Source organism: Salinicola socius, from assembly GCF_001937195.1.
GTDB classification, from domain to species: domain Bacteria; phylum Pseudomonadota; class Gammaproteobacteria; order Pseudomonadales; family Halomonadaceae; genus Salinicola; species Salinicola socius.
Genome location: NZ_MSDO01000017.1, coordinates 1 through 24,934 on the forward strand (window position 1 = coordinate 1; position 24,934 = coordinate 24,934).

Genomic DNA, 24,934 nt, shown 5'->3' on the forward strand with positions numbered 1-24,934 from the left:
TTTCGGATGCTGATCAGAGCAACGCCCGTGGCGCCACCGACAGCGGCGGCCGGGGCGAAGCGGCACGCATGAAAGCGCCCTGGCTGCACCTGGCCTCCCCGGCGGGCATCACCCTGAGCACGCCGGAGTCGACCCATCTGGCCCAGGGCAGATCGCTGAGCGTCTCCAGCGGCGAAGACGTCAACATCGCCACCGGCAAGAGCCTGGTGGCCTCGATCTCCGAGAAGCTCTCGCTGTTCGTGCAGAAAGCCGGGATCAAGCTGTTCGCGGCGCGGGGCAAGGTGGAGATGCAAGCGCAGGATGGCGAGATGGCCTTTACCGCGGAGAAAGGTGTCAAGGTGACCTCCACAGAAGGCCGCATCGAAATCAATGCCGAGAACGGCATCCTGCTGCAGAGCGGCGGCGGCTATATCCGCATCGAAGGCGGCAACATCGAAGTCCACTGCCCGGGTGCCGCGGATCTCAAGGGGGCGCAGCACAACTTCGGCGGACCGACGAGTCTCACCCGGACTCAACCCGAGCTACCTGATGCCCAAGGGCCTTTCGAGGAGTTCTTCACACTGAAGGACAAGCAATCGGGAAAACCTCTCGCCCATGCACGTTACCGCGTGTCGACTGCCGAAGGGCGGATCATGACAGGGCGCAGCGATAGCGAAGGAAAAACCCAGAAAATCTTCACGAGCAAACCTGAGGAAATCCAGGTGACGATACTGGATCGGTTCGACGACGCCGCCGAAGGAGAGCTGTCATGAGTCAGGGCGGTAATGCCGACGGCAACACCCAAACCAGAAACAAGAGCAAAGGTCAGGACGCCTATCACGAGCCGGCGGATCAGCTTTTCTATATGGTCGGCAAAGGTACGATTCTCGCTGTGCCCCGCAAGGATATGCCGGATCTGCTCGCTGAAATGCGTCTGCTCGAAAGCGTCGTCGAATCTCAGCAGCAGGCGACGAGCCATCTCAAGAGCTGTCAGGACAAGTATATTCAGGTCAAACAGAGCAGCTATTTCAAACCCGAAGAGCGTGCCGCGCTGTCAGAAGCCGATAGCGCCGAGTCTTTGGAGCGAGAGGTCATCCTGGCACAGTCCGAGTTGGACAAGGCCAATCGAGATCTTATTCAAGAGATGGAGCCGCTGACGCAGCTCAGTGACAATACCAATCATATCAGCGAACTCATCCCCATCCAGCGACGGGGCGGCCACGCTTCGGCCGTGGGTTTTAGGATGACCTACGTTCGCTCACAGAAAATCAAGAACCACTGGCGAAAGTATCGGTTGACGTCCAAAGCCGATACTGCGGGTGGGAGCGACAGCGTTGTCACCCAAGGGAAGGTGGACTGGAAGAAGCTAAAAAATCAGCTCACGGATATCGGTGATGGCACATCCATCAAGGTCGATATCCCCTGGTTCGATGACTGGATGAAGCTGGAAGACCAACACAAGGAGCTTTTCCAGTGGAGCGAGCACATCAACGAAAACCTTCAGATCGCCCGCTCCTATCAGAGTGGTGGCGAGCATGACGTGGACAGCCTCAAAGTCGATCTCAGTGCGGAAGCACAATTGATGCGATGGTCCTACGGGGCAAGTGGCGTTAGTGGTGAGGCCAATCCTTTCAAGAAGGAAGGCGCGATCAAGTCCAGCGGGCACGCAGAGCTGATGCTGGCGGAGGCCAAGGCGTCCATTGACTGCTACGAGCCGCCGGGCGGATACATGATGGCCTTTGCCGGCATGAATCTAGGCATGCTGCGCTCTCACACCATTCTGAGCGTGGCCGGCGGCATCGGCGCCAGTATCGCCGCAGAGCTCAATATCGATGCTGAATTCACCGGAAGCGGAGCCAAGGCCAAGGGCGTCAGGGGCTCCTCCAGGAACAGAGGCATTCCGGGAAAGCAAACCGTCGATATGTCGCTACCCGACAATAGCCAGGGCGGCGAACTTGGCGCCTTTGTCGGTGGTCAGCTCGAAGCTACCGTGGCAGGGCAGGTCGAGTGGAAAAGCCCTGAGAGCGAGAAATTCGAGCCGTTTGCCAAAATCGCCCCGGCTATCGCAGGTCAGATCGGCATCGGTGGCGAAGCCACACTCAAGATATCTTATCAAGGCGGAAAATTCCGAATACTCGCCAAAGCGGCTCTCTGTTACGGCGTTGGCGCCAAAGGCAAGCTAACACTAGAAGTTGATGCGACACTGATCTATGAATTTGCAAAGTGGGTAGCATATCAGCTTAAAAATATTAATTACAAGAAACTGGATTTCATTGACGACGTTGCCTTTGAAACACTATCAAACATACTGGCATTGGCGTTGGGGAGTGGCAAAAAACTGGAGACCTACTTATACAGCACAGCAGGAGAAGTGCAAAGCGCCTTCATTAGTTTTTGGGGTGACTTACAAGATGACAGAGCCACTGCAACTGCACGCGGCCACTTGGTTGAACGCATTAACACTAGTCCAGACATGCTCCAGTACACCACGCCAGATGCTAAGGGAGCCTTGCTCTACCGGCTAATACAGGTTAACGCCTTCGACCTACTGGAGCCTGAGAACCGCACTTGGGACTGGGAAGACATCAACTTCTGGCGCTTTGGTTTTATGACCGATCGTAAGCGGGCCATCATCAACATCTTCACTTGGGTGCAATCACAGGAGGATTATCGTAACGTCATGCAGCGTATCAAGCCGGAAGTTAATGGCTACAACATCACTGTGGAAGAAGGCGAGTCGAAGCTGCTTGCGTTTCTTGGTCGGGGCGAACAACCCTGGCTATCCAGTGATTACCCCGACAACCTTCAACGTTTTTATCGGCAACTCAAACCAACCGCTTCCAAAGGGAGCCCCATGGTACGAAATGACATGAAAGAGTACCTGACACAAAATGACGTAGAACCTCAGTTCCATCAGGCCTGCTTTAATCACACGAAATGTCTAGCACTTCCACGCACGAAAAATGCTTAAAAAAGCGGGTTTAGGATTTATACGAAAAGTTACCGCACAAGTGTGAGACACGGCAAAAATCGGCGAAGCGCGGAGTTTCCGAAGTGGAAACGAGCACTTTGAGCCGATTTTAGCGCCGTGCCATATTACCTAGCGAAGACAGTTTTCATACAAAGCAAAGGCTAGTTTGTCTGGTCGACCACACAACGAACTGTGCTCATGCTGTAGGGTTGCTTTTTTTCCGGATCAACCTCTACGTCGTTGCCCTTCGGTGGAATCTGAGTTAGATCCGGATTATAGGGCGTTCGTATAACTGTGACCATGCCCAAAAAGCTTTCTCCAGTAGCCCCCCCTCGGCGTACTTTGAGTGTCCCGGATTCAGGGCCAGTCGGGTTAAGTTCCTGTGAATGCTCGTAATAGTCCTTACCATACCAGTCGCTGACCCACTCATAACCATTAAGCCCCATCTGATAGATACCCAAAGGGTTGGGGGGGTACTTTTTGGCAATAGTGTAAGGTGCCATAGGGCTATTACCCGCAGTAGCCTTCCGTCTATCTTCTCGAGTAGGATAATTTTTGCCTTCTCGCAAAATGCCATCATCTGTAGCATAGGGCATCATTTTTCCTCGACTTCTAGCAGCGTATTCCCATTGGGCTTCGGTCGGGAGTGCGAAAGGAAGGCCGGTTTGATTTGCCAGCCATTGGCAATAATCCCGGGCCTGATACCAGTCCACGCCCGCCGGCACGTCAGGAGCGCGAGTTCGACTACTATAGTTGTTCGTGTTGATTTTGGGTTGGCCGGTAGCTTCGGTGTAAGTATCATAATCGGCGTAGGAGACCTGACGATCCATTATATAATAGCCGTCAAGCGTGACCTTATGGAGGTGTTTGTCGTCTTCCCCAACACTCCATGGCAAATAATCACCCTTGGGATCTTTTGGCCCAAAATCCCCCATCTCAAAGCTGCCGCCTTCCACATAAACTAGATGCTTCTTGGTTTTTTTGATCAGTGCATCAACCGCCTTTTCCGTATCTTGGTCGGCACTACTTTGCCCACAGGCAGTCAATAAAAAAGATGAAAAAAATACCAAAGCACATGGAAATTTCATATCTTCACCCACCATATAATGGTACAGCACCTGAGGTGCCATTCAAATTGAAAAACAAAACCAAAAACCTGACAACCAACATCTCTTTTATTCAAGCATATTCCATCTTAGATGCTCGGCATAGCGAAACGCACCGACACTGCCTGATTTCATGCACTTTCACCTTTCGGACTCATTGACCACACACCTAAAAGTCGTTTCAAAAGGGGCTCGTTTAGAGAGCATTTCCTTTAACCGCGGGTTATCGGCCACATCGGAAGTATCTCGTGACAAGTCCGGTTTTGCCTTGCTACGGTAGACAGTCAGCATCCCTTGATCTGAGGCACTGAACCCACCACCACGAAGTACTTTCTCTGTTCCTTCTTCAGGGCCCATCGGATTTTTCTCGGGAGAATGTTCATAATAATCCTTTCCGTACCAATCATTCACCCATTCGAATCCATTCAACCCCATCTGATAGATGCCCAATGGATTAGCTGGAATCGAAGCTATCTCAAATGCCTTTGGCGCTGCCCCATCAACTGTTGTCTTCCTGATCTCTGCCTTAGAGGGAGCATTTTTTCCACGTTCAAGTGTACCGTCATCTGTTGCGTAAGGCCGAAACTCACCACGAGTTCTGGCAGCATATTCCCACTGTGCCTCAGTCGGCAAGGCGTATGGGCGCCCCGTTTTTTCTGCCATCCACTGACAATAGTCGTGTGCTTGATTCCAACTAACACCAACGGGAACGTTGGGGCTCTGGAATCGCGCCCCGAAACCTTCGATACTGACATCTGGCTGCCCCGTAGATTTTGTGTAAACATCAAAATCAGAATAAGAGACCTGACGCGAAGCCATGTAATACCCATTTAGGGTCACTTCATGCAGGTACTTATTTTCGTCACTATAGGTATAAGGCAACTTCCCGGTCTTAGAGTCGACTTGTCCGAAATCGCCCATCTGAAAGCTACCACCGTTCACATAGAACAAGTTTCCTTTGGTCTTCTCAATCAGCCCATCAACCGCTTTTTCTGTATCTTGGTCGGCACTGCTCTGCCCGTATGCCGTTAGCGCAAGCGATGATATGGCCACTAATGTCAACAAAGGTTTCATAACCACTTTACACCTGGCAATCTGCTAAAGATGGTTGTGTCACATGAAGCGGCATATGAAACTGCGAAACTATAAATTGCAAAGACTTCCCACCGCCAGGACACTACCACGCCCTCTCCAGGCTTTATTGTGCCATATCAGACTAGCGGCGTAGACGAAACCCTCAAGAATCGCCGGTCAAAGAGACGACGGTTCAGGCGTGTACCTGTGCCAAGCGCTATCTGAATCCGCTGTGCTGATTCCATGGTGACCACAGGTCATCCAGGCACCGCAGACCAAAGTCGTATTCAGCGAAACCAAAGCCCCCTGCCAGGAAAGACAGATTTCCCCGCTCATCGACTCCGGCCATGCTGCCGGTACCTTACCGAGACGGGTGGATCGTTCGATGTCCGACAACATGCCCAGCAACGCGCTGGAACGCTGGATCGGCAACCGGGAACAAAGCACGGATCATATCGATAGCGCCCTGGTAGCTCGGGTCGCCGCGACTTTCGGCAAACCCTGCCCCGCCCCCGGCGAGCCGTTGCCGCCATTGTGGCACTGGGCTTTCTTCCAGAACCCGCTTCCTGGTGCACAGCTTGGCGGCGATGGTCACCCGACCCGCGGCGGTTTTCTACCGCCAGCGGAGGATCGCAACCGGATGTGGGCCGGCGGACGTGTCGAGTTTCTCCAATCGCTGAAGGTGGGCATCAAGGCCCAACGCGTCTCCACCGTGACCGATATTCAGGAGAAACACGGTCGTACCGGCTCGCTGCTGTTCGTGACCGTGCAGCACGACTATTCCCAGGCCGGCGAACTCGCCATCCGCGAAGCGCAGGACATCGTCTACCGCCAGCCTTCCCCGCCCAAGCTGTCGCTCGACGAGCCGATGCCGGCGGCGGAGTGGTCGCAGACCGTCGATCCCGACCCGGTGCTGCTGTTCCGTTACTCGGCGGTCACTTTCAACGGCCACCGTATCCATTACGACTGGCCCTATGTCACCGATACCGAGGGCTACCCGGGGTTGGTGGTGCATGGGCCGCTGATCGCCACGCTGCAACTGCAGGCATTCTGCGAGGCGAATCCCCAGGCGCGCCCCACCAGCATGCGCTACCGCGGCCTGCGCCCGCTGATCGCCGACAAGCCGTTTCAGACGACGGGGCGCATCGTGGATGACGGCATCGCCGAGCTGACCGCCGGCAACGAAGACGGACCGGCCCATCGTGCCACGGTGGAATTCAAGGACACTGAAGATCAGGAGTCTCGATCATGAGTCTCGACCTTATCGACCAAGCCTCTATCAACCAAGCCCCTGTCGACCATGAGGCGCTGGAAGCGATCCGCGACGGCGTGCGCAGCCTGTGCCAGCAGTACGATGGCGAATACTGGCGCCACATCGACAGAACCGAGGGCTTCCCAGAGAAGTTCGTGACCGAGCTGACCGAAGCCGGCTGGCTCGGTGCGATGATCCCCGAGGAGTTCGGCGGCTCCGGCCTGGGCCTGACCGAGGCCAGCGTAATTCTCGAGGAGGTCAATCGTTGCGGCGGCAACGCCGGCTTCGTCCACGGCCAGATGTACAACATGGCGACACTGCTCAAGCACGGCAGCGCCGCCCAGAAGGCCGAGATCCTGCCCAAGCTCGCCAGCGGCGAATTGCGCCTGCAGTCGATGGGCGTCACCGAGCCCACTACCGGCACCGACACCACCAAGATCAAGACCACGGCGGTCAAGCGCGGCGACAAGTACGTGATCAACGGCCAGAAGGTGTGGATTTCGCGGATCCAGCATTCGGACCTGATGATCCTGCTCGCCCGCACCACGCCGTTGGCCGAGGTCAAGCGCAAGTCCGAGGGGATGTCGATTTTCCTGGTCGACCTGCATCAGGCGATCGGCAATGGCATGACGGTCCAGCCGATCGACAACATGGTCGGCCACGAGACCAACGAGCTGTTCTTCGACAATCTCGAGCTGCCGGCAGAGAGCCTGATCGGCGAGGAAGGCAAGGGGTTCCGCTACATTCTCGACGGCCTCAACGCCGAGCGGACCTTGATCGCGGCCGAGTGCATCGGCGACGGCCGCTGGTTCATCGACAAGGCCAGCCGTTATGCCAACGAGCGGATCGTCTTCGACCGCCCGATCGGCCAGAACCAGGGTGTCCAGTTCCCCATCGCCGAAGCGCATATCGAGGTGGAAGCCGCCGATCTGATGCGCTGGCGCGCGTGTCAGGCGTTCGACGCCGGCTTGCCGGCCGGGGCCAGTGCCAACATGGCCAAGTATCTGGCGGCCAAGGCCTCGTGGGAGGCGGCCAATGTCTGCCTGCAGACCCACGGCGGGTTCGGTTTCGCCACTGAGTACGACGTCGAGCGCAAGTTCCGTGAGACGCGCCTCTATCAGGTCGCCCCGATCTCCACCAACCTGATTCTCTCCTACGTGGCCGAGCACTTGCTCGATCTACCACGGTCGTTCTGAGGTCGCCCATGAAGATCACGCAGCTCGACCATCTGGTGTTGACGGTCGCCGATATCGACACGACTTGCACCTTCTACGAACGCGCCCTCGGCATGAGCCGCGTCGTCTTTGGCGAGGGTCGTGTCGCCCTGGGCTTCGGCGAGCAGAAGATCAACCTGCATCGTCACGGTCGGGAATTCGAACCCAAGGCCGACCGCCCCACGCCGGGCTCGGCGGATCTGTGCTTCCTGAGCGACACGCCGCTGGAACAGGTGATCATTGATCTGGCTGGCGCTGGCGTCACGATCATCGAAGGCCCGGTGGATCGGACCGGGGCCACCGGACCGATTTGTTCCGTCTATGTCCGCGATCCCGAAGACAACCTGATCGAGATCGCCAATCGAATCGAGGAGCGTTTGCGATGAATGGCCTGGTCCATGATCAAACCCGTGATCCAACACGTGAACTGGCAAGCTTCCTGGCTGAACTCAGTTACGCCCGGATACCGCAACACGTCGTCGAGCGCTGCCAGGCCTATTATCTGGACTGGCTCGGCTCGGCGCTGGCCGGCAGGAATCACGCGCCGATCCCGCTGTTCGAGCAGTACAGCAAGCTCATGGGGCCCAGCGACGGCGGCTGTCAGCAACTGACCGATCGCCGCATGACCTCGCCGCATTTCGCCGCGCTGGTCAACGCCGCCGCGTCGCACGTGGTCGAGCAGGACGATCTGCACAACAGCTCAGTGCTGCACCCCGCCACCGTGGTCTTCCCCGCCGCGCTGGCGACCGCCCAGGATCTGGGCAGCAGTGGCCGGGATCTGATCACTGCCGCCGTGGCCGGTTACGAGGCGGGGATTCGGATCGGCGAATTTCTGGGCCGCTCTCATTACCGTGTCTTTCATACCACCGGCACCGCCGGCACGCTGGCTGCCGCGGTGGCCGCAGGCAAGCTGATGGAACTCGACACCGACGGTTTCGTGAATCTGCTCGGCAACGCCGGCACCCAGGCTGCCGGGCTGTGGGAATTCCTGCGCGACGCTGCCGACTCCAAGCAGCTGCACACGGCCAAGGCCGCTTCCGACGGTATTGTTGCCGCCTACATGACCCAGAGCGGCCTGACGGGGGCCAAGCATATTCTCGAAGGGCCCCAGGGGATGGCTGCGGGAATGTCCACCGATGCCGACCCGAGCCGGCTGACGGACCGACTCGGCGAACGCTGGGCGCTGGTCGAGACCTCATTCAAGTTTCACGCCTCCTGCCGGCATACGCACCCGGCAGCGGACGCCCTGCTGGCATTGATGCAGCGAGAGGCGCTGACCCACGGCGACATCGAAACCGTCACCGCGAAAGTCCACCAGGCCGCGATCGACGTGCTCGGGCCCGTCGTCCACCCGCGCACTATCCATCAGGCCAAGTTTTCGATGGGTAGCGTGCTGGGGCTCATTGCCGTACATGGCGATGCCGGCCTGGCCAGCTTTCGCGACCACGCCCTCCAGGACGCGGCCGTCGCTGCCTTTGCTCAACGCGTGACAATGCAATTGGACTCGGAGGTGGATGCGGCCTATCCCCGGCGCTGGCTGGGCCGTGTCGATATCACGACCCGCGACGGCCGGCGGTTGAGCGCCGCCATCGACGAACCCAAGGGCGACCCGGGCAATACCCTGAGCCGGGACGAGCTGGAAGCGAAGTTTCGCCGTCTGGTCACGTTTTCGGGCGCGGCCACTGACGACGAAGTTATCAAGCTGATCGCCCATGCCTGGAATCTGGCGGCGGTGACACGCCTCGAGCCGTTACTGTGAGCCGACTCCCGGTCCGCGCCGAATCTCCGTTTTTCGAACAGGATCTGACATGACTGCTCAACCCCCTCGCCCCCTGGATGGCATTACCGTGGTCAGCCTCGAGCATGCCATCGCCGCCCCTTTCTGTACGCGACAACTTGCCGATCAGGGCGCCCGGGTCATCAAGATCGAGCGCCCAGGTGTCGGCGACTTTGCCCGCGGCTATGACAAGCGCGTCCACGGCCTCTCCTCGCATTTCGTCTGGACCAACCGATCGAAGGAGAGCCTGACGCTCAATTTGAAACATGAGGCTGCCGAGCCGATCCTCGACGACTTGCTCGCGGAAGCCGATGTGCTGGTGCAGAATCTGGCCCCCGGTGCCGCCGCTCGCATGGGCCTCGGCTTCGACACGCTGCATGGGCGATTCCCGCGTCTGATCGTTTGCGATATCTCCGGTTACGGCGAGGGCGGACCCTTTGAGACCAAGAAAGCCTACGATCTGTTGATCCAGAGCGAGGCGGGCTTTCTCTCCGTCACCGGTGGACCCGAACCGGATGCGATGGCCAAGGCGGGCTGTTCGGTCGCCGACATCGCCGCCGGCATGTACGCCTACAGCAATATTCTCTCGGCGCTGCTGCTGCGTGGGCGGACCGGCGAAGGCTCGCACATCGACGTCTCGATGCTGGAGAGCCTGGTCGAGTGGATGGGCTATCCAATGTATTACGCGTTCGATGGCGCGACCCCACCGCCTCGGGCTGGCGCCTCCCACTCCACGATCTATCCCTATGGCCCCTTCCCTACCGGCGACGGCGGCACCGTCATGCTCGGCTTGCAGAACGAACGCGAATGGCAGCTGTTCTGCGAGAAGGTCATGAAGCAGCCGGCACTGGCCACGGACGAACGCTTCGATGCCAACTTCAAGCGTTCGGAGAATCGCGCCTCTCTGCGCGCGCTGATCGATACGGTCTTTGCCGAACTCACGGCGGAGCAGGTGATCGCGCGACTCGATCATGCCCAGATTGCCAACGCTCACGTCAATGACATGGCCGGCGTGTGGAACCATCCGCAGTTGGCGGCCCGAGACCGCTGGCGCGAGGTGATGACGCCCGGCGGGAAGGTGCCGGCAGCGTTGCCGCCCGGACGCAACATGGCGTACGAGCCTCGCATGGATGCCGTCCCCGCGCTCGGCGAACACAGCGAAGCCATTCTCGAGCAGTTGGGGTACGCCGTCGAAGACGTGGACACGCTGCGCCAAGCCGGTACGATCTGACCATATCTTTCGATTCGACGCCCCTTCATCCCATTCGATCATGCGAGGAAAAGCGCCCATGACTTCCCCCACTCCGCCCCGCTCGGCGCTGTTCGTGCCGGCCAATCGGCCCGAGCGCATTCCCAAGGCGCTGGCCAGCGGTGCCGATATCGTGATCGTGGATCTGGAAGATGCGGTAGCGCCGGCGGCCAAGCCCGAGGCACGGCGTGCGCTGAGCGCTTTTCTCGAGGGCGCGCCGGATGACGCGATCTGGGTCAGGATCAACGCTGCCGATACGAACGATTTCGCCGAAGATCTGGCGCTGTGCCATGGCCGGTCGGGCATCGCCGGTCTCGTGGTACCCAAGGCGGAGAGTGCCGACGCGCTGGCCGAGGCAGGCGCCCGTGGAGTCGCGCTGATACCGTTGATCGAGAGTGCCTGTGGATTGCAGGCACTGCCCGAGCTCGCTCGATTCCCGGGTGTTCGCCAGTTGAGCTTCGGCGCGCTGGATCTCGGCCTGGACCTGGGTATCGAGCCGGGTAGCGAAGGCGGGGATTGGATGCTGAACCAGGCGCGCTATCAGATCATCCTGCAATCGCGCCTGGCTGGGCTCGCGCCCCCTATCGAGACCGTTCATCCCGAATTTCGCGACATGGGCGTCATCGAACGGGCAGCCAGACGCGCGGTCGAGATGGGCTTCGGTGGCATGCTCTGCATTCATCCGCGCCAGGTCGCCGTCGTCAACGACGCTTTCCGGCCGACTGCCGATCAGCTGGCCTGGGCGACGCGGGTGATCGAAGCCGCCGAGCAAGACGCTGGCGCCGGCCAGATCGATGGTCAGATGATCGATGCACCGGTCATGGAGCGTGCCCGCCGACTCGTTGCCAGCGCAGAACGAGGCTGAAGATGGGCATTGCCGAAGGCTGAGTGGGTATGGCGCCTCAGCTTTCGCGCGCCCAGGGCCGAAATGCCGTTCGTGAAAGCATGAGTAAAAGTTAACTTCTGTCACGATACGTGTTTCCAGCGGCTTAACCTGACAGAATATTTTCGATTCTCGTTGCCGACCCATTCCATGATTATATCGACGACAATCGTTCGATTGCCGTCTTTCCGTCGATCCAAAACCTAACTTACCTGTTGTTTTTAATGGATTTAATACTTTCGATCGACCATCAAACAGGGGGATATCGAGCAATCTTATTTCGACTTTTTAAACTTTTTAAACCATTTAGAGGCATCAGTTTACCCCGACTCAACGGTGTTACTCCCACCGAAGGTTGAATATACGAGTTGGCGTAATTCTCCGCATACTCAGCCTGGCATCGCCAATAAGGCGCCTTCAAAGACGCCAAGACGACAGAACAAACTCAGGAGTGAAATGCCATGTCTCTCATCAATCCAAAAACAGTGGTTGGCGCTATCGGGGTGGCCATCCTGATGGGTGGCGTTGCTGGCGCTCAGGCGCAGGATCCCATCGTCATCAAATTCTCCCACGTCGTGGCCGAGAATACGCCCAAAGGCCAGGGCGCGAAGATGTTCGCCGAGGAAGTGAAGGAGAAGTTGGGCGACAGAGTCAAAGTCGAGGTCTATCCCAACTCGTCGCTCTATGGCGATGGCAAGGAGATGGAAGCGCTGCTGCTGGGCGACGTGCAGATGCTGGCGCCGTCGCTCGCCAAGTTCGAACAGTACAGCCCTAGCCTGCAGCTCTATGATCTGCCGTTCCTGTTCGACGATATCAACGCCGTCGACCGCTTCCAGCACTCCGACGACGGGCAGGGCCTGCTCGACTCGATGCAGGATCGCAACATCCAGGGTCTGGCCTATTGGCACAACGGCATGAAACAGCTTTCTGCCAACAAGCCGCTGCGCGAACCCAAGGATGCCCGCGGTCTCAAGTTCCGCGTGCAGGCTTCCGACGTGCTCGACGAGCAGTTCAAGGAGCTTCGCGCCGTTCCCCGCAAGATGAGTTTCGGCGAGGTGTACCAGGCGCTGCAGACCGGCGTGGTCAACGGTCAGGAAAACACCTGGTCGAACATCTATAGCCAGAAGATGCACGAGGTGCAGCCGTACATCACCGAGTCCAACCACGGCATCATCGACTACATGGTGATCACCAACGCCGACTTCTGGAACGGGCTGCCGGATGACATTCGCAGCCAGCTGGAAGATATCCTCGTCGACGTCACCGAAAAGGTGAACAAGCAGGCCTACGATCTCAACCAGGAAGCCAAGCAGTCGATCGTCGATGCCGGCACCAGCGAAATCATTCAGCTGACCCCCGAGCAGCGTGAAGAGTGGCGTGAAGCAGTTCGCCCGGTATGGGAGAAATTCCAGGGTGACATCGGTGAGGACTTGATCAAGGCTGCCGAAAGCGCCAATCAGTCCGACTCCACCCAGTCCGAAACTAGCCAGTAACCGAGCCGAACATGACACGTTTCCTGCGTGCCTGGGCGCATCTGGAGGAGGGCCTGGTGGCCTTCCTTCTCGCCCTCATGACCCTGGTGACCTTCAGTTACGTGATGGTCAACAATCTCTATACCGTCTTCTACGATGCAGCGGACCTGTTTCCCTTCGCGGAAACGCCGCTCTTCGCGATCGGTGATTTCATCATCGATCTCGCCCAGGAAATGACCTGGAGCATCGCCTTGACCAAAGCGTGCTTCGCCTGGCTGATCTTCCTGGGTATCGCCTATATCGTGCGCATCGGCGCCAATATCGGTGTCGATCTTATCGTCAGGCTGTTGCCCGAACGCCTGCAGCGGGGCGTCGGCATTCTGACGTGTCTGATCTGTATCGCCTATACGGCGCTGTTCGCGGTTTCCAGCTACAGCTGGGTGCAGGCGCTCATGCATGCGCGCATCGGTGCCGAGGACCTCGACCAGTATGGCGTTCTGCAGTGGCATATCACGATCATCGTGCCGATCGGCTTTACGCTGGTGCTGATACGACTGATCGAAGTACTGATACGCATGCTGCGCGGTGAGCAGATCACGCTGGAGTTGAGCAACGAATCCACCGACGCGTTGAAACTCCAGGATGAAGCCGGTAACGAGGAGAAGTCGCCATGACCATCGTCTTCCTGTTCGTGGTGCTGTTCGGCCTGCTCTTCCTCAACGTGCCGATCGCCTTCTCGCTGGGTATCGCCAGTTCGCTGACCATCATGCTGTTCAGTCAGGACTCGCTGAGCTCGCTGGCGATCAAGCTGTTCGAGACATCCGAGCACTACACGCTGCTGGCGATTCCGTTCTTCATCCTCGCCGGCGCCTTCATGACCAGCGGCGGCGTGGCGAGACGCCTGATCAACTTCGCCAACGCCTGTGTCGGCCATATCCGCGGCGGCCTGGCGATCGCTTCCGTGCTCTCCTGCGTGATGTTCGCGGCGCTCTCCGGCTCGTCTCCGGCAACCGTGGCAGCGGTAGGCTCGGTGGTCATCGCGGGGATGACGCGATCCGGCTACACCAAGGATTTCGGTACCGGCATCGTCTGTAACGCGGGCACCCTTGGCATCCTGATTCCGCCATCGATCGTGATGGTGGTCTACGCCACGGTGACGGAAAGCTCCGTCGGCAAGATCTTCGTTGCCGGTATCGTGCCAGGATTGCTGCTGGGTCTGATCCTGATGGTGGCGATCTACATCGTCGCACGGATCAAGAAGATGCCCGCCCTGCCACGCCCCACGGTCGGTGAGTTTTTCGCCACCGCTCGCAAGGCCAGCTGGGGGCTTCTCACCATCGTGATCGTGCTCGGCGGCATCTACGGCGGGTTCTTCACTCCGACCGAAGCCGCCGCCGTGGCCGCGGTCTACGCCGGCTTCGTCGCGCTGTTCGTCTATCGGGACATCACCCTCAAGCAGTGTCCGGGTGTGTTGCTCGATGCCGCCAAGCTGTCGGTGGTGCTGATGTTCATCATCGCCAATGCGATGCTGTTCGCCCACGTGCTGACCACCGAGCAGATCCCGCAGACGATCACGGCGTGGGTGGTCGAACAGGGCTTCTCGCCAATCACCTTCCTGCTGGTGGTAAATATCGTGTTGCTGGTGGCGGGATCTTTCATGGAACCGTCGGCGATCATCCTGATCCTGGCGCCCATCCTGTTCCCGGTCGCCGTACAGCTCGGCATCGACCCGATCCATTTCGGCATCATCATGGTGGTCAACATGGAGATCGGCCTGGTCACGCCACCGGTAGGCTTGAACCTGTTCGTGGCTTCCGCCGTCACCGGCATGCCGCTGACACGCACGATCCGGGCGGCAACGCCATGGCTCTTCCTGCTGCTCGGTTTCCTGCTGCTGGTGACCTATGTGCCTTTCCTGTCGCTGGGATTGCCCAACTGGCTAGGCATGCCCTAGTCGGCAAGACGAGGATCCCGTACCACCCACTACCGAGGGCGCCATCATGGCGCCCTCTTTCGTTTACCCAAGTCTCGGCAAAGATGAGCCGTGGGACTTTCGACCTTCGCTACTTCAACCACCAGGACAGAATCAACAGCAGCAGCAGTACGGTGGCAATGGCCTGCCAGACGTTCGCGGGCTCCCGCCAAGGCGGACGACGATGCTCGTCTTCTCCCTTTGGCACCGGTCGCAGATGATAGGCAAGCTCGGTAAGGCGACGGAACCGCAGCGCCCGCAGCGGATCGAGCGAGCGCCGCAGCGCATCGTCGAGATCGCCGCTGATCGCGGGATTGCTCAGCTGCGCGCGACGGTAGGTCATCTGCTCCAGATCGGTGTGGCTGCGCAGGTGATTGGGTAGCAGGGTGTAAGGCAGGTGTCCGGTGAGCATCCAGTAGACGATGGAGGCCAGCGAATACTGGTCGCTGCGCCGGCCGACTTCGGTATCCAGCGCGTACTCCGGCGCGCTGTGTTCGGTCAGCCCAACCTGACGAGCCAGCTGGCGTGCCTCGCCCAGGGCGTCGCCTTCGCGCTTGTGGCAGGCCCCGAAATCGGTCAGCAGCAGATTGCCGTGGCGGTCGATCAGGATATTGTCGGGATGGATATGCTGATGCAGGACGTCGTGACGATGCAGCGCCTGCACTGCCTTGACCAGCTGACGCGCGATGTCGAGCCGCTGTTCCAGACTGGTCTGGGGGTGTCTTCCCAACCACTCGGTCAGCGTCTCGCCATCGACGTAGCTCATCAGATAATAGAGATAGCGGCGGGGTCTCGCCGGTTCCATCACCTTGACCACGAACGGGGAGTTGACCCGTTCGACGACCCACTGCTGCAAGCCGAAATGTTCGAGATAGACGTTACGCGTCGAAAGTTCCGGACTCGGGGCCTTCATCACCATGTCGCGCCCGCTGCGGACGTCCCGCACACGGTAGAGTCGAGCCTTGGCGGTGCGCGACAGTATTTCCACCACCTCCAGCCCATCGAGGCGTTCGCCTTTCGCCAGCTCCGGCGGTACCGGCAGGTGGTGAAAGACCCGCGGCTGCTCGTTCGGTTCGCCATCCGACAGTCGATCGACCCGAACCAGCTGGAAGCAGAACTGGTTGGCGTTGTATCCCCGTTCGATGGCCCGCTGGTTGGCCGCCTCGGCCAGCCGTTCGCAGGCGGCGTCGAGATCGCTGACATCGGCACGGATCAGTTGCACGTACTCCGAGGGCACCAGCGTGCCACGAACCGCCTGGGTCATGAACAGGAACAGATCGCCCTGCTTGAGCGCAAAACTGGAATAGTCGATATCGACATGGCCGTCCATCCCCAGCGCCCGCGAGGGATATCGATAGCCACCGAGATCGGTGACGTGATCTCGCGTCAGCTGCTCGAATTCGGCGCCTCGGATGCGATAGACCAGCGTATCGCCCATGTGGAAGAGGTGCGCCTCGTGCTGATGGAAGATCATCGCCGATAGCGAGCAGATGTAGCTTCCGCCCTCGATGTAACCGCTCTGACTATGGCACCAGCTGTTCAAGGCGCGCAGCACCCGAGTAGCGGAAGTCTTGACGTCCCAGTGCTCCGGCGTCGAGTAGTAATCGGCCAGGAAACCGCGCACGCTGAGATCGCCGGCCTGCTTGGCGATCGAGTTGCGCCAGGTAGAGTCGCTGATCAACGCACAGCCACCCTTGGAAACCAATTGCTCGCCCTGCGGGATCTGCACGGACATCGAGCTGCGATGGCGATGCAGATCCGGCGCGACGAAGGCCTGACCGTAGGTCAGTGACAGCGAGCTTTTCGACAACGAGTTTCTCCCCATGGATCGACGAACGGCGGGTGATCAGGCAGTCTCCCACTCACGACCGCAAACGGTGTCGGCCGTCCCGTCGGTCACGCGACGGATCGCCACCCGGATTGGTAATCGGCCTAGCCTGTTCGTATAATTCCCCGGATTTTCGCCCGCTGGTGTTCAACCTGCAAACCGCAAGGACTCAACGATGAGTTTCGACAAGATTCCCGCCGGAAAGGATCTCCCCAACGACGTGTACGTGGCGATCGAGATTCCCGCCAACCACGCACCGATCAAGTATGAAATCGACAAGGAAATGGACGCGCTGGTCGTCGACCGGTTCATGGCCACCCCGATGTTCTACCCGGCCAACTACGGTTTCATCCCGAACACTCTGGCCGACGACGGCGACCCGCTCGATGCGCTGGTCGTGACGCCCTACCCGGTCCAGCCCGGCAGCGTGATTCGTGCGCGCCCGGTGGGCGTTCTGAACATGTCCGACGAAGCCGGTGAAGATGCCAAACTGGTTTGCGTACCCCACCAGAAACTGAGCTCTCTCTACGACGACGTGCATGAAGTCACTGACCTGCCCGAGCTGCTGCGTCAGCAAATCGCGCATTTCTTCGAGAACTACAAGGATCTCGAGAAAGGCAAGTGGGTCAAGATCGACTCGTGGGATGGCGCCGATGCGGCTCGCAAGGCCATCGAGAAGTCCGTCAATGCCTACGAAAACGAAAAAGCGAAGGTATAGATAGAGAGCCGATATCTTCTGCATCTCCCGGGTCCAGGCTTGAAGGTCTGGGCTTCATAGGCAGGCATAGGCTTCACAGTACGACGCCGCCCCGGCATCCAGACCGGGGCGGCGTCTTCGCGTTCTGACCCGAGACAGCGCGATCAGATCACGCTCATAGCTGATGACGAATCTTCTCGACGAGCTGCGATGCCCGCACCGTATAATTTGCCATCATCAGAGAGTGATTGGCGAACAGCCCGAAACCGGAGCCGTTGAGGATCACCGGGCTCCAGACCTGTGCCTGAGAGCTGGTCAGTTCCGCGACCAGTTGATCGAAATCGGCACCGGCGCCACTGCCGTCGATGGCATCGGCGAAATCGATTCGGGCGGCCTGCATCAACTGCGCCAGCGCCCAGGTGGTACCCCGCGCCTCGAAGAACACGTTGTCGATTCGCAGCCAGGGCGTACTGTCGGTCTGCTGATCGCCATTCGGCGACTGGCCGACATTGGCAGCCAGCTGCCGAGTCTGCGTCTCCAGGCGCTGCTGGACCTGTGCCAGCCAGTCGGACAGCGCCGAGGCATCCGGCGCAGCGGGTGGCTCGGTCGAGGCCGCGGCATCCTGATTCGGCGCATCCGGCCCGGCGGCGTTCTCCAGGGCATTAAAGGCTTCACCGAGATTGTTGCGCGCGGCGAGCAGTACGGTTTCGGAAGCCGGCCAACGCCAGCTCTTGAGATCCCCGCCCAATGACTCGTTGGCCTGATTCAACGGTGCCGTTCCCACGCTCAGTGAATCGTTCAGCATCGCCACCGCATCACGAACCTGCTGGGTGACGCCGGCCTCCCAGTTGGGCATGTTGTCGAGCCAAAGTCCCGGCGGCATCACATCGTTGCGCAGGTAGCCGCCCGGCTTGTTGAGCAGCGTATCGAGAATCGCGATGTTGGTGGCAAGAATCGCCTCGCCCGGTACGACCGTCGACTGCGCCTCACTGCCGGTATCCACCGTCTGCGGAAAACCGCGCTGCATCTCGACCGCCTGCCTGGGATCGGTAGGCGCTGGCGTCCAGCTCCACCAGATACCCAGAATGATGCAGACCAGCAGATAGACGACGACCAGCGCCACCAGCGGCTTCCAGATCCAGCCGTATTGTGGCGTTTCGAGAACCTCGGTCCGCGATAGCGGCGCCTTTTTGCGAAACAGGGCCATGGACGATCCTTGTGATTGCTCAGATTGTGAGAACCGGTGACGAGAACCGGGTGTGACAGCCAGTCGAGATAATCCGTCATGCCAATCGATTGTGCGAATCGGTCGTGAACAACCCGCCAATAGCGTCGACGTTGACGGAAACGGAGTTGGGAAAGGTTTGACTCTATCCTATCATGCTCCCCTTCACACGCAGCCCGCCTTTCGCTGTATACCGGCCTACTGCATTGTCATTGCGGCACTTTTCAGCATCAATGCGATCACAGGGGTGGCGTCGTCAGGCAGACAGCCGCCGGCGGGCACGCAAACGCGAGTGCGTGCAGATATGAAGATGGGTGACATCGTCAGCCTCGCCGTCGCGTCATTCTCGTCGGGCCCGCGCATTCACTGTTGTCAGGAATTCATGTTTTGAAATCACGCTTCCCTGGATGGCTATTGGCGATCGGTTGCTGCCTGCTGGCAGTGCTATCCCAGGCTCAGGCTCAGGACATTTTCTCCTCCTCGAACCAGGACTCCGCGTTTTCCACCAGCGTTGACAACGAGTTCCTGCCGGTCGACCGAGCCTTTCACGCCTATGCCTGGCATGACGATGAACGCGTCTACGTCGGCATGCGCAGTAAGCCCGGCTACTATCTCTATCGTCATCGTTTCGGACTGGAAAGCCGCCAGCCCGGGATCGCATTCGGCGCGCTTCAGATCCCGCCCGGCGAGTTCAAGCAAGACCCGTATCTGGGCGACGTCCACGTCTTCCATGATCAGGTCGAGATCAGCGCACCGCTACCCGACGGTGCCGATTTCGATCCCAAGACATCGATACCGGTCACGCTCTCTTTCCAGGGCTGCGCCGTTGCGGGGCTCTGCTACCCTCCCGAACACTGGGCGCTGACCGCCAGGGCCGGCCCGCCGCCCGCTGCGTACACGGACGCCAGTGATGACGCCGAGGCGTCGCCGATCGTCTCGTCCGTGCCTGGCGTCGAAGACAACCGCGATCCCTTTTCCGCCTCGGACGCTGACAAACCGCTCTCCAATGCAGTCGCCACTGACGATACGTCCCTGGCGCCTGCGAGCAAGCCGATGCCCCCGGTGGCCGAAGCCGCGCCGCCATTTGCCGCCGATGCCGATCGTCGGTTTCACTCTCGGCTCGGTGAGGGCATCGGCCTCGGCACGCTAGGGCTATTCCTTCTCGCTGGACTGGGACTGACCTTCACGCCCTGCGTACTGCCGATGTTGCCGATTCTGACCTCCATCATCGTGGGGCAGAACGCTCGGCACGGACGCGCGCTGGTGCTATCGGCGAGCTACGTCGCCGGCATGGCCGTGACGTTCACGCTACTGGGCACATTGATGGGCGTCTTCGGGGCCTCGCTCAATCTTCAGGCCCGACTCCAATCCGGCTGGGTACTGGTCCCTTTCGCCCTGCTGTTCGTGCTCTTCGCGATGGCGATGTTTGGCGCGTTCGATCTGCGCCTGCCCGGCGGGCTCAGCCAGCGTGTCAATGCCTGGCAAGATCGCCTGCGGCGCAGCGGTCCCTCGGGCCTTGCCGTTGCCGGGGCGCTGTCGGTGCTGGTCGTTTCACCCTGCGTTTCCGCGCCGCTGGCGGGCGCACTGGTCTTCATCTCGTCTACCGGTGACATGTTGGGCGGCGCCCTGGCACTACTCTCGCTGGGGTTGGGCATGGGCATACCGCTGATCGTGGTGGGGACCTTCGGTGGGCAGTGGCTGCCCCGCACCGGGGCCTGGATGAATGGCGTCAAGGCCGTGTTCGGCGTGATGCTGCTGGGCGTCGCGATCTGGCTGATCGAGCGTCTGCTGCCAGCGCCGGCCGCCTTGCTATTGTGGGGCGCGCTGACGCTGGGTTGCGCGCTGGCGCTGGGACCGCTGCGGTCTGTTTCAGCGCCCGACACCGCGTTTCGGTCCAGTTCAGCACCCGATGCCGCGCTTCGATCCACGTCTGCCCCCGCCGCGCTGGAGCGCAAACCCCGCGGCTGGCAGCTGTTGCGCCAGACCGGCGGGTGGGTACTGCTGGTATGGGGCGCGGCGATGATCTGGGGCGCCGCGCAAGGCAGCAGCAACCCGTTGCAACCGCTCGCGAGGCCAAGCGCCGGGGTCACCTCAGAGGCTTCCGGCTTGACCTTTCAGACCGTTACCCGTCTCGACCAGCTCGAGGCGGCACTGGCGTCGGCACGTGCAGCCGGACGTCCGGCAATGGTCGATGTCAGCGCCGACTGGTGCATCTCGTGCAAGATCATGGAACGGACCGTATTTCCCGAACCGGCCGTCGCCGAACGTCTGACGGACTTCACGTTGATTCGCGCCGACGTGACTCAGGATGCCGCCACCAGCAGAGAGCTGCTCGAGCATTTCGGTCTGTTCGGACCACCGGGACTGTTGTTCTTCAATGACGGCAAAGAGCTGAAACGTGCTCGCATCCAAGGTGAGGTCGACTCTCAGGCGCTGATAGAGCACCTGGAAAAGGTGCAGCGGCTGATACGGGGATCGAGTTAGCGGTTGTCGGCTCGCGGTTCCCGGCCGCGTGTTACCGAACATTGTTCGATGGTCAGGGTGGACACTCTCAGTATTTTTCGGCAAACTTCGATGTCAACGAAAACGGGGCGTCGAGACGCCATCTTGCAGTAAAGTGACGCGATCTCGACAATCTACGCAAGGGTTAACAGCGCAAGGACGGTCATGGCTAGACTCCTGGTTCTCAATGGTCCCAACCTCAATCTGCTCGGCACGCGAGAACCTGAGGTCTATGGTACGACCACCCTCGAGGACATCCGGATTCGCTTGACCGAACGGGCTCTGAGCGCCGGACATCAGCTGGAATGGCTGCAGTCCAACGCGGAGCATGAGCTGGTTGAGCGCGTGCATCGGGCGCGGCAGGAGAACGTCGATTTCATCCTGCTCAACCCGGCCGCATTCACCCATACCAGCGTCGCCCTGCGCGATGCGCTGACCGGGGTTGCCATCCCGTTCATCGAGCTGCACCTTTCCAACGTGCATGCGCGTGAGCCGTTTCGCGCTCATTCCTATTTTACCGACGTCGCGCGGGGCGTCATCGCCGGGTTCGGCGCCGACAGCTATGAACTGGCGCTGGATGCCGCGCTCACGCAGCTGAAGCAGGGATGATCCGCATCATTCGTCAGCGGGCGGTCATCGATACGGCTCATCACATTCAGCTGTCGTATTCGATTCTCACCTCCCATTTTCACCGTTAATCAAGCCGAGACATCGCCATGGATATACGCAAGGTCAAGAAACTCATCGAACTCCTGGAAGAGTCGAACATCAGCGAAATCGAAATCCAGGAAGGCGAAGAGTCCGTGCGCATCAGCCGCCATCCGAATGGCTTCGGCGCCATGCAGCAGCCGATGTACATGCCGCAGAACATGGCACCGACCGCACAGCCCACACCGGCCGCATCCCCTGTCGATTCGGGTGACACGGCACCGGCATATCCGGCGGGTCACGCGGTGACCTCGCCCATGGTCGGCACCTTCTACCGTTCTCCGGCGCCAGGCTCCAAGGCCTTCGTCGAAGTCGGACAGAGCATCAAGAAAGGCGATACCGTCTGTATCGTCGAAGCGATGAAGATGATGAACCAGATCGAAGCCGACAAGGATGGCGTGATCGAAGCGATCCTGGTCGAGGATGGCGAGCCGGTCGAATTCGACCAGCCGATGATCATCATCAACTAAGGCCACACGAGCGAAACCATCATGTTGGACAAGGTACTCATCGCCAACCGCGGCGAGATCGCCCTTCGCATCCTGCGCGCCTGCAAGGAACTGGGGATCAAGACCGTGGCGGTTCATTCCAAGGCCGACCGGGAACTGATGCACGTGCGTCTGGCAGACGAAGCCGTCTGCATTGGCCCCGCCTCTTCGGCCCAATCCTATCTGAACATCCCCGCCCTGATCAGCGCAGCCGAGGTGACGGACTCCACCGCCATCCACCCCGGGTACGGCTTTCTCTCCGAGAACGCCAACTTCGCCGAACAGGTAGAGCGTTCCGGCTTCACCTTCGTCGGCCCGCGCGCCGAGACCATCCGTCTGATGGGCGACAAGGTCAGCGCGATCAACGCCATGAAGATAGCCGGCGTGCCGACGGTGCCGGGTTCCGACGGTCCGCTGCCGGAAGACGATGCCGAGATTCGCCGCATCGCCGGTCGTATCGGCTATCCGGTGATCATCAAGGCGGCGGCCGGCGGCGGCGGCCGCGGCATGCGTGTCGTCCGCAACGACGACGAAGTCGCCAAGGCGGCCAGCGTCACGCGCTCCGAAGCCGCGGCAGCCTTCGGCGATGGCACCGTCTACATGGAGAAGTTTCTCGAGAATCCGCGCCATGTGGAGGTTCAGGTGCTGGCCGACGGCCAGGGCAACGCGATCCATCTCTACGATCGCGACTGCTCGCTACAGCGTCGCCACCAGAAGGTGCTCGAGGAAGCGCCGGCGCCACATATCGACCCGGATGCCCGCGCCAAGGTGCTGAAGTCGTGCATCGATGCCTGTATCGAGATCAACTATCGCGGCGCCGGCACCTTCGAGTTCCTGTACGAGAACGGCGAGTTCTTCTTCATCGAGATGAACACCCGCGTTCAGGTAGAGCATCCCGTGACCGAGATGGTCACCGGCGTCGATATCGTCAAGGAGCAGCTGCGTATCGCCTGCGGCCAGCCACTGTCGATCAAGCAATCCGACGTCGAACTCCGTGGGCACGCCTTCGAGTGCCGTATCAATGCGGAAGACGCCCGCACCTTCATGCCCTCCCCCGGCAAGATCAACCTCTATCATCCGCCAGGCGGTCTCGGCGTGCGCATGGACTCGCACATCTATACGGGCTATAGCGTACCGCCGTATTACGATTCGCTGATCGGCAAGCTGATCACCTGGGGTGCGGATCGCGAGATCGCGCTGGTGAGGATGCGTAACGCGCTCGATGAGCTGCTGGTCGAAGGCATCAAGACCAACATCGACCTGCAGAAGGATCTGGTCCGCGATAGCGCCTTCCAGCGTGGTGGCGTCAACATCCACTATCTGGAGAAGAAGCTCGGACTGAGTTGATTGCCGAGCTTTCACGACGGGGCGGCCTATCCTTCGATGGTCGCCCCGTTTTCGTCCTGATCTTCACATCGAGCGTGACACTTCATTCCGGGAGAGCGACCCATGGCATGGCTACAACTCAAGGCATCCATTGCCCCCGAGCAAGCCGAATGGCTGGAAGAGCTGCTGCTTGCCGAGGGTGCCAGCGCAATTACCCTGCAGGATGCACATGACGAGCCGGTATTCGAACCCGATCGCGGCACGACGCCGCTATGGACGGAAACCGTTCTGACAGGCCTGTACGACGACCTCAACGACGTCGAGGCGATGATCGAGCGGGTTCAACGCGCTTGGGCCGAACAGTCACCCGACGAGCCATCGCCACAGATCGAATACGAGCTGCTCGCCGATCGCGACTGGGAGCGCGAATGGATGGACGGGTTCGAGCCGCTGCGGATGGGCAAGCGTCTATGGATCGTGCCCAGTTGGCACGAGGCACCGGATCCAGACGCGGTCAACCTGTTGCTCGACCCAGGCCTGGCCTTCGGTACCGGCACGCACCCCACCACCGCGCTCTGTCTCGGCTGGCTGGACGCTCAGGACCTCGCTCAGCGTCAGGTTCTCGATTACGGCTGTGGGTCCGGCATCCTGGCGATCGCCGCGCTCAAGCTGGGGGCAGATACCGCCGTCGGCGTCGATATCGATCCCCAGGCGCTGCAGGCGAGCCGCGACAACGCCGAGCGCAACCAGATCGACGAGGCGAGCCTGATTCTCGACTATCCGGAAAAGATCGGCCAAGGCGAGTTCGAGGTCGTCGTCGCCAACATTCTGGCCGGACCGCTGATCGAGATGGCTTCCACGATTGCCGGACGGGTTCGGGTCGGCGGCCAGCTGGCGCTGTCAGGCATTCTGAGCGCCCAGGCGGATTCGGTGCTGGATGCCTATCGCGCAGAGGGTCTGATCATGGACGAGCCGCAGGAGAAGGAGGGCTGGATCCTGCTCACCGGACGCCGACCGAACTGACGCCTTGACGCGACAGCCCCCCTACCGGAGCTGTCGCCGAGTCCCTCGCCAGGCCTTGGCAGCTGCTGTCGGATTCATGCGGCCTGATTGGCAGGACTGCATTCATGCCGAAGCGCTCTACGCTCTGTCTGAAAAAGGCCATCGCTCGCCGATTTTTCAGACAGAGCTTAGCCTGAGCTGGCTTCATG

At 60.0% G+C, this 24,934-nt stretch carries 21 protein-coding genes; 17 read left to right on the forward strand and 4 right to left on the reverse strand.

Translation table 11 applies throughout. The annotated features are described in order from the left end of the window. Both BTW07_RS11125 and BTW07_RS11130 read left to right on the forward strand, forming a co-directional pair. The coding region (locus BTW07_RS11125) for a DUF2345 domain-containing protein (RefSeq protein ID WP_244158353.1) at positions 1-752 on the forward strand (752 nt) is incomplete at its 5' end. Then, positions 749-2,950, forward strand: a complete 2,202-nt coding sequence (locus tag BTW07_RS11130) for a hypothetical protein (protein ID WP_075570252.1) — start codon at positions 749-751, stop codon at positions 2,948-2,950. The genes BTW07_RS11125 and BTW07_RS11130, both read left to right, overlap by 4 nt. A 161-nt stretch (positions 2,951-3,111) precedes the next feature. On the opposite strand, the gene BTW07_RS11135 is transcribed toward BTW07_RS11130, so the two are convergent. Beyond that, positions 3,112-4,068 (reverse strand): formylglycine-generating enzyme family protein, encoded by a 957-nt coding sequence (locus BTW07_RS11135; protein ID WP_158025877.1) that lies wholly within the window; start codon positions 4,066-4,068, stop codon positions 3,112-3,114. 129 nt (positions 4,069-4,197) lie between these two features. Next, positions 4,198-5,130, reverse strand: coding sequence for a formylglycine-generating enzyme family protein (locus BTW07_RS11140; protein ID WP_075570254.1), 933 nt, complete (start codon positions 5,128-5,130; stop codon positions 4,198-4,200). A 385-nt stretch (positions 5,131-5,515) separates the two neighbouring features. Between BTW07_RS11140 and BTW07_RS11145 the strand changes: the two genes are divergently transcribed. The 9 genes from BTW07_RS11145 (at position 5,516) to BTW07_RS11185 (ending at position 14,931) form a co-directional block, all read left to right on the forward strand. Further along, on the forward strand, positions 5,516-6,382 hold the full coding sequence (locus tag BTW07_RS11145; RefSeq protein ID WP_244158354.1) for an HTD2 family dehydratase: 867 nt from the start codon (positions 5,516-5,518) through the stop codon (positions 6,380-6,382). After that, positions 6,379-7,578: an acyl-CoA dehydrogenase family protein gene (locus tag BTW07_RS11150; protein WP_075570255.1), complete on the forward strand. Its 1,200-nt coding sequence runs from the start codon at positions 6,379-6,381 to the stop codon at positions 7,576-7,578. The genes BTW07_RS11145 and BTW07_RS11150 overlap by 4 nt, the downstream gene beginning before the upstream one ends. A gap of 8 nt (positions 7,579-7,586) precedes the next feature. Continuing rightward, positions 7,587-7,982 carry a VOC family protein gene (locus BTW07_RS11155; protein ID WP_075570256.1) on the forward strand — a complete coding sequence of 132 codons (396 nt, stop codon included), beginning with the start codon at positions 7,587-7,589 and terminating at the stop codon, positions 7,980-7,982. Then, on the forward strand, positions 7,979-9,355 hold the full coding sequence (locus BTW07_RS11160; protein ID WP_075570257.1) for an MmgE/PrpD family protein: 1,377 nt from the start codon (positions 7,979-7,981) through the stop codon (positions 9,353-9,355). The genes BTW07_RS11155 and BTW07_RS11160 overlap by 4 nt, the downstream gene beginning before the upstream one ends. A gap of 49 nt (positions 9,356-9,404) precedes the next feature. After that, complete coding sequence (locus tag BTW07_RS11165; protein ID WP_075570258.1) at positions 9,405-10,604, forward strand: CaiB/BaiF CoA transferase family protein; 1,200 nt, start codon at positions 9,405-9,407, stop codon at positions 10,602-10,604. Between the two features lie 58 nt (positions 10,605-10,662). Then, positions 10,663-11,487, forward strand: coding sequence for an HpcH/HpaI aldolase/citrate lyase family protein (locus tag BTW07_RS11170; RefSeq protein ID WP_075570259.1), 825 nt, complete (start codon positions 10,663-10,665; stop codon positions 11,485-11,487). Positions 11,488-12,020: 533 nt separating this feature from the next. Further along, on the forward strand, positions 12,021-12,998 hold the full coding sequence (locus BTW07_RS11175) for a TRAP transporter substrate-binding protein (protein WP_208605404.1): 978 nt from the start codon (positions 12,021-12,023) through the stop codon (positions 12,996-12,998). Positions 12,999-13,009: 11 nt separating this feature from the next. Continuing rightward, positions 13,010-13,651 carry a TRAP transporter small permease gene (locus BTW07_RS11180; RefSeq protein ID WP_075570261.1) on the forward strand — a complete coding sequence of 214 codons (642 nt, stop codon included), beginning with the start codon at positions 13,010-13,012 and terminating at the stop codon, positions 13,649-13,651. Next, positions 13,648-14,931: a TRAP transporter large permease gene (locus BTW07_RS11185; RefSeq protein ID WP_075570262.1), complete on the forward strand. Its 1,284-nt coding sequence runs from the start codon at positions 13,648-13,650 to the stop codon at positions 14,929-14,931. Before BTW07_RS11180 ends, BTW07_RS11185 begins: the two co-directional genes overlap by 4 nt. 109 nt (positions 14,932-15,040) lie before the next feature. On the opposite strand, the gene BTW07_RS11190 is transcribed toward BTW07_RS11185, so the two are convergent. Next, the gene (locus tag BTW07_RS11190; RefSeq protein ID WP_075570263.1) at positions 15,041-16,759 is read right to left on the reverse strand and encodes a bifunctional protein-serine/threonine kinase/phosphatase; all 1,719 of its coding nucleotides are present in this window, start codon (positions 16,757-16,759) and stop codon (positions 15,041-15,043) included. Between the two features lie 193 nt (positions 16,760-16,952). Here BTW07_RS11190 and ppa point away from each other — a divergent pair, with 193 nt between their 5' ends. Beyond that, positions 16,953-17,495, forward strand: a complete 543-nt coding sequence (ppa, locus tag BTW07_RS11195) for an inorganic diphosphatase (protein ID WP_075570264.1) — start codon at positions 16,953-16,955, stop codon at positions 17,493-17,495. A gap of 154 nt (positions 17,496-17,649) precedes the next feature. Here the strand turns inward: ppa and BTW07_RS11200 are convergent, their stop codons facing one another. Next, positions 17,650-18,681, reverse strand: a complete 1,032-nt coding sequence (locus tag BTW07_RS11200) for a DUF2333 family protein (protein ID WP_075570265.1) — start codon at positions 18,679-18,681, stop codon at positions 17,650-17,652. Positions 18,682-19,086: 405 nt separating this feature from the next. On the opposite strand from BTW07_RS11200, the gene dsbD reads away from it, so the two are divergent. From dsbD to prmA, 5 genes are all read left to right on the forward strand, one after another. After that, positions 19,087-21,183, forward strand: coding sequence for a protein-disulfide reductase DsbD (dsbD, locus tag BTW07_RS11205; protein WP_244158355.1), 2,097 nt, complete (start codon positions 19,087-19,089; stop codon positions 21,181-21,183). A 183-nt stretch (positions 21,184-21,366) separates the two neighbouring features. After that, positions 21,367-21,810 (forward strand): type II 3-dehydroquinate dehydratase, encoded by a 444-nt coding sequence (gene aroQ, locus BTW07_RS11210; protein ID WP_075570267.1) that lies wholly within the window; start codon positions 21,367-21,369, stop codon positions 21,808-21,810. 107 nt (positions 21,811-21,917) lie between these two features. Beyond that, a complete protein-coding gene (gene accB / locus BTW07_RS11215) occupies positions 21,918-22,379 on the forward strand; it encodes an acetyl-CoA carboxylase biotin carboxyl carrier protein (RefSeq protein WP_075570268.1) in 462 nt (153 codons plus the stop codon). A gap of 21 nt (positions 22,380-22,400) precedes the next feature. Next, a complete protein-coding gene (gene accC / locus BTW07_RS11220; protein ID WP_075570269.1) occupies positions 22,401-23,744 on the forward strand; it encodes an acetyl-CoA carboxylase biotin carboxylase subunit in 1,344 nt (447 codons plus the stop codon). 102 nt (positions 23,745-23,846) lie between these two features. After that, positions 23,847-24,746, forward strand: coding sequence for a 50S ribosomal protein L11 methyltransferase (gene prmA, locus BTW07_RS11225; protein WP_075570270.1), 900 nt, complete (start codon positions 23,847-23,849; stop codon positions 24,744-24,746). Positions 24,747-24,934: the final 188 nt, after the last annotated feature.